The sequence below is a fragment of the Kluyvera sichuanensis genome, from assembly GCF_014218705.1.
Lineage (GTDB): Bacteria > Pseudomonadota > Gammaproteobacteria > Enterobacterales > Enterobacteriaceae > Kluyvera > Kluyvera sichuanensis.
Genome location: NZ_JABBJF010000045.1, coordinates 22365 through 28371 on the forward strand (window position 1 = coordinate 22365; position 6007 = coordinate 28371).

Genomic DNA, 6007 nt, shown 5'->3' on the forward strand with positions numbered 1-6007 from the left:
CGATGGAAGGCTGGCAGCGCGCTTTCGTCCTGCATAGTCGTCCCTGGAGCGAAACCAGTTTAATACTGGACGTCTTCACGGAAGAGTCGGGTCGCGTGCGCCTTGTTGCTAAAGGCGCACGTTCCAAACGCTCCAACCTCAAAGGTGCGCTTCAGCCCTTTACCCCTTTATTAGTTCGCTTTGGCGGGCGTGGCGAAGTCAAAACGCTGCGCAGCGCGGAAGCCGTCTCGCTGGCACTCCCTTTAAGCGGTATTACGCTCTATAGCGGCCTGTACGTTAACGAGTTGCTCTCTCGCGTACTCGAGCACGAAACCCGCTTCTCTGAACTGTTCTTCGATTACCTGCACTGCATTCAGGCGCTGGCCGGTGCCACGGGCTCCCCTGAGCCTGCGCTGCGTCGCTTTGAGCTGGCGCTGCTGGGGCATCTTGGCTACGGCGTGGATTTTCTCCACTGCGCGGGTAGCGGCGATGAGGTCGATGACACCATGACCTATCGCTACCGTGAAGAGAAAGGGTTTATCGCAAGCGTCGTGATTGATAACAACACCTTTACTGGGCACCACCTGAAAGCGCTGGCAAACCGGGAATTTCCTGATGTGGATTCGCTGCGCGCCGCGAAACGCTTTACCCGCATGGCGCTGAAGCCGTATCTTGGTGGCAAGCCGTTAAAGAGCCGCGAGCTGTTTCGCCAGTTTGTACCAAAGCGGTAACTCCTATTGCACTTATCCCGCTTTTCCCGCTCGCCACTTAGGGGAGAGGGCCGGGGTGAGGGGAAACGAAAGTTAAAATAAAGACACGAGGATTGTCATGGCTGAATTACTGTTAGGCGTCAATATTGACCACATTGCCACCCTGCGTAACGCGCGCGGCACCGCTTACCCCGATCCGGTTCAGGCGGCATTTATCGCCGAACAGGCCGGTGCAGATGGCATCACCGTGCATTTACGCGAAGACCGTCGCCACATCACCGACCGCGACGTGCGCATTCTGCGTCAGACGCTGGACACCCGCATGAACCTGGAGATGGCCGTCACCGAAGAGATGCTGACCATCGCCTGCGAAACCAAGCCGCATTTCTGCTGCCTGGTACCGGAAAAGCGCCAGGAAGTGACCACTGAAGGCGGTCTGGACGTCGCCGGTCAGCTCGACAAAATGCGTGATGCCTGCAAGCGTCTGGCCGATGTGGGCATCCTGGTGTCGCTGTTTATTGATGCGGATAACGCGCAGATTAAGGCCGCGGCCGACGTTGGCGCGCCGTATATCGAAATCCACACCGGCTGCTATGCTGATGCCACTACCGATGCTGAACAGGCGAAAGAGCTTGAGCGCATCGCGAAAGCGGCAACCTATGCCGCCAGCCTGGGGCTGAAGGTGAATGCCGGTCACGGTCTGACCTACCACAACGTCAAAGCTATTGCGGCGCTGCCGGAAATGCATGAGCTGAATATTGGCCACGCGATTATTGGCCGCGCGGTAATGACCGGCCTGAAAGAGGCGGTGGCCGAGATGAAACGTCTGATGCTGGAAGCGCGCGGGTAATGGCGATTCTGGGGCTTGGGACCGACATCGTCGAGATCGCCCGCATTGAAGGGGTGATCGCCCGTAGCGGCGATCGTCTCGCGCGACGCGTGCTCAGCGACAATGAATGGGCTATCTGGGAGACGCACCAGCAGCCGGTGCGTTTTCTGGCCAAGCGCTTTGCGGTGAAAGAGGCCGCTTCAAAAGCGTTAGGCACCGGCATTCGCAACGGCCTGGCGTTCAACCAGTTCGAAGTCTACAACGATGAGTTGGGTAAACCGAAGCTGAGACTCTGGGGTGAAGCGCAGCGGTTAGCGGAACGAATGGGCGTGGCGCATATGCATGTGACGCTCGCCGATGAACGCCACTACGCCTGTGCAACGGTGATTATCGAAAGCTAGATTTTGTCCGCGTGATGCATCTGGACGAATTTATCCCACAGCTGCTCTTCGCTCTCTGAATGTGCCGGATCCTTAAGAATGGTATTCGGGATCGGGCACACTTTCTGACAGGTTGGCGTGTCGTAATGGCCAATGCACTCGGTGCAGCGATCGCTGTTGATCTCGTAGATGCTATCACCCATCGAAATCGCCTCGTTCGGGCATTCCGGCTCGCACATATCGCAATTGATACAGCGTTTAGTAATTATTAATGACATTTCAATGAATTACCGTTAAATCATTTTGAAATCAGTAAGTTAAAGAGTTTTCGTATCATTCTCTATTATTTACTTACTGTATGTTGATACAGTGTATTTAACCCTGATAAACTCAGCCCAGTAACACAAAACAGCAACACATGGCGCGTGGAGCATAATAAAACGTGTGCATGTGTGAGCTTGCTTTCTGTGCCTTTGTGGATAAGGATTGAGAATGCCGCGCACTGTAACACATAAACCGGATAGCCCCAATAATGACGATGTTTTAGTCGCATCTGAAAAGTGGGACGCCTGTAAACCTCCCTATACCAGCGCACACATGAAAATCTGTGTTGCTGCCGCCAAAACTATCCTCTCAGCCTCCGGCGTGGCTCGCCGCTCTAAGTACGAAAAAGAAAACTATCTCCGTATTGATTTTAGTAAAGCAGGCAAAGTTACATTTTATGCCGAATTTCCCAAAAAGATGGGACTGAAAGGTAAGAAACTTGGCGAGTGGCCTGAACTCGCAATTCAAATCGCAAGAGAGAAAGCATCCGAGCTCGCTGAAGGGGGTCTACGTGCTGAATCCGTCCACGCTGCTTTGGAAATGTACCGTGACGATCTTAAAGCAAAAGTTGCCAGGCAAAAGTTGAGCCCGGATAGCTTTACTACTTATGGGGTGCGTATTGACAGAATCAAAGCCACATTTGGCGAGCGTGAAGTATTCAGTGATGTAACTTACAACCGGCTGGTGGAAATACTGGATGAGTGGATCGCAACACGTTCTAACAATAACGCGCTAGAGTTATTCGCTGAGCTTCGCCGGTTCTGGAAATTTTGCGCACCTACACTTTGTAATGGCCGTAACATTGCTGCCAGCTTGCCAGATGATTACGTTTCATCTCGTGTGCAGAAACCAACCCCAACACGGCTGTTTACCGATATTGAATCAATCGCCCGGCTTTGGCTCAATGTGGCTGCCTGCACCTCTATTCATCAGAAGAATGCAGTTCGATTTATGATCATTACTGGCGTTCGCCCAATAAACATTAATAACCTGCGCTGGGATTACGTTAACGAGGATGCTAACGAAATAGTGTATCCAGAAGGCGTTATCGGTATGAGGGGAGCGATGAAAACACAAAAGGCCTTCCGTCTACCGATAACGCCAGAAATCAGGCGGATTATCGACGAGCAGAAAGCTTGGCGTGATTCAGTTCAAGAGTGCAATAAAGACTATGTTTTCTTGCAGCCGCGCGACCCTATGCAGGCGTTTTCAAAACGGTCTCTGGATAAACTTGTTAAAACATACAGCCCGGAAGGCGCGGTCAAAGGTATGAAACACGATGGGACAATAAAAGGGAAAGAGGGGGCATTTAATACGATGTGTCGCAAGTTCCTTAAGAGCAATGTCATTGCCTTGATGAAGGAAAGAGGCTACTCCCGATCAGATAGAAGGGAAATAAGCCTTCTGTGCCTTCACCACTCCAGCAAGTCAGATGACCCGATGGGGGAGCATTACGACTTTTCAGATGAGATTTTGCAGGAAGAGATTGCGTTAAAGCGCGAAGCATTTGAGGCACATGAGCGCAGCATACTCGCGCAGGTTGCGCTACTTAGACGACGGGGGTGAGGGGAGATTAACGTTCTTCAATAGTGGATGTGATGTCACGTTGAACGTTTGTTAAAAGGCATATAGACTCAAGAAAAATCCTAAATAAATGGAACGTCGTTTATGGCTAAAAAAATTGCACTGCTAGGCTTTTTTACTCTTATTGTAGCGAATGTAGCATTTGCTGAAACAACAAGTAGTTGGATTGAGATTGCCACTACAGATGCAGGAAGTTTTTCAGTAAAAAAAGGCACATTTAAAAACGAAAAGGGTGAGTCATCGGCTTTATTCATGGTTCAAACAAAAGATAAAAAAGTGGAGTATTACAAAGCTACTATTAAAGATGTTGATTGTGATAGTGGATATGGGGAAATGAGATTTTTTAACATGGATGGAAGCCTTTCTTTTAAAGGTGACTATGTTGCTGATGGAACCAGTGTTGGTGCAGGTCTTGGTGATTTTATGTGTGGAGTTAGAATAGCGTCTAAATCCAACAAAAGTTAAATTAGGGGCGCTTATTGTAGAACAGTCGCCCCATACCAGATTAATATTGGCTCCGGCATTTCTGGATAAAAGCCTCTACGTTACGGCGTTCATAGCGAACGACTTTAGCGCTGAACTTTACCGGGGCTAATGTAGAACGGTGGCGATGCTCTACGTTCCATTTACATAATGTTTTTTGCGTTATCCCCAGCTTCTGGCAAACCTCGTCTGGAGTGAGGAGATCATCAGGTTGTTCAGTCATGTCCTGCCTCGCTGTTTTTAGGGGTTAAAATAATCCGCTGCCAGATGGCTGAAACATACTTAGCCTGGTGTTTGGCATCAGCTAGGGCATTATGCTTATCCCCTTCAAACGGAATGTCCCGGCGCGGGTTAATTCCTACTTGCCTTCCCAGTTCGACGATAGTTCTGACATCACGATCATTCCAGAATGGCCATGGGCAAGGTATCCATTCACGCTCATAGCTGGCTCGAAGAATGACGTTATCAAACGTTGCTCCGTTGCCCCATACCTGGACTTTGTCAGGATTGGCATTGTCACGAATAAAGCAACTTAGGCTGCTTAGTGCCGTAGCTATGCTTGCTGCGGATTCTTTATCGCAGATAGCCAGCCTGGCCTCTTCGCTTTGCTGCATCCACCACATAATCGTTTCTGGGTCGGGAACCGCGCCGCCATCTACTGAACTTTTAAGGGTGACAACCTGGTAGAACTCTTTCCCCAGCTCACCGAGAGAGGGATCAAAGAAAACAGCACCGATGGAGACAATGGGCGCATTTGGTTTTGTGCCCATAGTTTCAAGGTCGATCATTAAATGGTTCACGTTAAATATTCTCCTGTTCTGGTGCTGTTGTAGCTGTTTTAGTTTTTCTAACGCCGCTATTAAGTTTTTCTGCATTGAGCATTGAAGTACGGCAGGCGTTCCAGAGAGCCTCCTCATACATCCAGGCTTTTCCACCGCAAGCCTGGCAGAGAATTTCGTAAACGCTGTCGGGTATATCCTCCGGCACAATCAGTGCTGGTGGTGATGTATAGAGGATGCGTACGGGAGAGTCGTGTTCCACATGGTCGTCGTACTGACTACGATTAACATCGCGCCACTCGGTCCCGTACATAATCTGGTAAACAGGCTCGACCTTTACCTTCCTGTGTTCTCGACGTCCTTCGCGGAGCATGTCGATAAGTTTACGCACTACGTGCGCCGTTCCTCCCGCCTCGTCCATTTTGCATAGAAGATCGAATGCTGCCATATATGCCCCGTTACGCTCTGCGGTCTCACATGATACTGCCACGGCGTACATATCTTGCAGGAAGCCCTCAGTTAACTGGTTATTGGTCATTTAACACCACCTTGATAGCAAACACCTTCACCGGCTTATCGCCAAAGTGAGGATGTGTAATTGTTTTGATTTCATAGCCGCTATACTTCACATCAAGACGGCGGCTGGTATCGTCTTTGCGCGGATAGCCTTTGGTGATAATCAGACGGTCATACTGGCGCGGGAAATCCTTCCATGCCTCGGTTATGAGGCGATTACGCCAATACTCGTTATACAGTCGGTATTCTTCAGTTTTCTCGCCGCGCTTCATTGCGTCGAAATACTCACCTTTAACTGCAAGCTGGAGATTCATTGTCCTTCTCTTTCGATAACCTGGATGCCAGCGGCGGCGAGCATTTCCAAAATCGCCGTCTTGTTAAACCAGTGTCCTGCGGCATATGGCACCATTACCGCATGCCCAC

General features: G+C 50.1%; 9 protein-coding genes. 5 read left to right on the forward strand and 4 right to left on the reverse strand.

The genetic code is table 11. The features are described 5' to 3' along the window. Window positions 1-2: 2 nt before the first annotated feature. The 3 genes from recO to acpS all read left to right on the forward strand — a co-directional run bounded on the left by recO (window position 3) and on the right by acpS (window position 1919). The gene (gene recO / locus HII27_RS25485) at window positions 3-710 is read left to right on the forward strand and encodes a DNA repair protein RecO (RefSeq protein ID WP_185670086.1); all 708 of its coding nucleotides are present in this window, start codon (window positions 3-5) and stop codon (window positions 708-710) included. A gap of 97 nt (window positions 711-807) precedes the next feature. Then, window positions 808-1539, forward strand: a complete 732-nt coding sequence (gene pdxJ, locus HII27_RS25490) for a pyridoxine 5'-phosphate synthase (protein WP_185670087.1) — start codon at window positions 808-810, stop codon at window positions 1537-1539. After that, window positions 1539-1919, forward strand: coding sequence for a holo-ACP synthase (acpS, locus tag HII27_RS25495; protein WP_185670088.1), 381 nt, complete (start codon window positions 1539-1541; stop codon window positions 1917-1919). The genes pdxJ and acpS overlap by 1 nt, the downstream gene beginning before the upstream one ends. Here the strand turns inward: acpS and HII27_RS25500 are convergent. Then, window positions 1916-2176 carry a YfhL family 4Fe-4S dicluster ferredoxin gene (locus HII27_RS25500; protein WP_185670089.1) on the reverse strand — a complete coding sequence of 87 codons (261 nt, stop codon included), beginning with the start codon at window positions 2174-2176 and terminating at the stop codon, window positions 1916-1918. The two genes, acpS and HII27_RS25500, sit on opposite strands and share 4 nt — an antisense overlap. A 214-nt stretch (window positions 2177-2390) precedes the next feature. Here HII27_RS25500 and HII27_RS25505 point away from each other — a divergent pair, with 214 nt between their 5' ends. Both HII27_RS25505 and HII27_RS25510 read left to right on the forward strand, forming a co-directional pair. Next, a complete protein-coding gene (locus tag HII27_RS25505) occupies window positions 2391-3788 on the forward strand; it encodes a tyrosine-type recombinase/integrase (protein WP_185670090.1) in 1398 nt (465 codons plus the stop codon). Between the two features lie 102 nt (window positions 3789-3890). Next, entirely contained in the window at window positions 3891-4271 is a 381-nt protein-coding gene (locus tag HII27_RS25510) for a hypothetical protein (protein ID WP_185670091.1), read from the forward strand. Between the two features lie 233 nt (window positions 4272-4504). Here HII27_RS25510 and HII27_RS25515 read toward each other — a convergent pair whose 3' ends face one another. Genes HII27_RS25515 through HII27_RS25525 form a run of 3 tightly spaced genes read right to left on the reverse strand, consistent with a single transcriptional unit; the run spans window position 4505 to window position 5898 of the window. Beyond that, window positions 4505-5089 carry a 3'-5' exonuclease gene (locus tag HII27_RS25515; protein WP_185670092.1) on the reverse strand — a complete coding sequence of 195 codons (585 nt, stop codon included), beginning with the start codon at window positions 5087-5089 and terminating at the stop codon, window positions 4505-4507. A 1-nt stretch (window position 5090) separates the two neighbouring features. Further along, on the reverse strand, window positions 5091-5606 hold the full coding sequence (locus tag HII27_RS25520; protein WP_185670093.1) for a hypothetical protein: 516 nt from the start codon (window positions 5604-5606) through the stop codon (window positions 5091-5093). After that, window positions 5596-5898: an ASCH domain-containing protein gene (locus HII27_RS25525; RefSeq protein ID WP_185670094.1), complete on the reverse strand. Its 303-nt coding sequence runs from the start codon at window positions 5896-5898 to the stop codon at window positions 5596-5598. Before HII27_RS25525 ends, HII27_RS25520 begins: the two co-directional genes overlap by 11 nt. Window positions 5899-6007: the final 109 nt, after the last annotated feature.

Excerpts from the sequence above, each read along its gene's own strand:
- acpS (WP_185670088.1), top strand. The coding sequence starts at position 1,539 with ATGGCGATTCTGGGGCTTGGGACCGACATCGTCGAGATCGCCCGCATT.
- HII27_RS25525 (WP_185670094.1), bottom strand. The coding sequence starts at position 5,898 with ATGAATCTCCAGCTTGCAGTTAAAGGTGAGTATTTCGACGCAATGAAG.
- HII27_RS25500 (WP_185670089.1), bottom strand. The coding sequence starts at position 2,176 with ATGTCATTAATAATTACTAAACGCTGTATCAATTGCGATATGTGCGAG.
- HII27_RS25505 (WP_185670090.1), top strand. The coding sequence starts at position 2,391 with ATGCCGCGCACTGTAACACATAAACCGGATAGCCCCAATAATGACGAT.
- pdxJ (WP_185670087.1), top strand. The coding sequence starts at position 808 with ATGGCTGAATTACTGTTAGGCGTCAATATTGACCACATTGCCACCCTG.
- recO (WP_185670086.1), top strand. The coding sequence starts at position 3 with ATGGAAGGCTGGCAGCGCGCTTTCGTCCTGCATAGTCGTCCCTGGAGC.
- HII27_RS25520 (WP_185670093.1), bottom strand. The coding sequence starts at position 5,606 with ATGACCAATAACCAGTTAACTGAGGGCTTCCTGCAAGATATGTACGCC.
- HII27_RS25510 (WP_185670091.1), top strand. The coding sequence starts at position 3,891 with ATGGCTAAAAAAATTGCACTGCTAGGCTTTTTTACTCTTATTGTAGCG.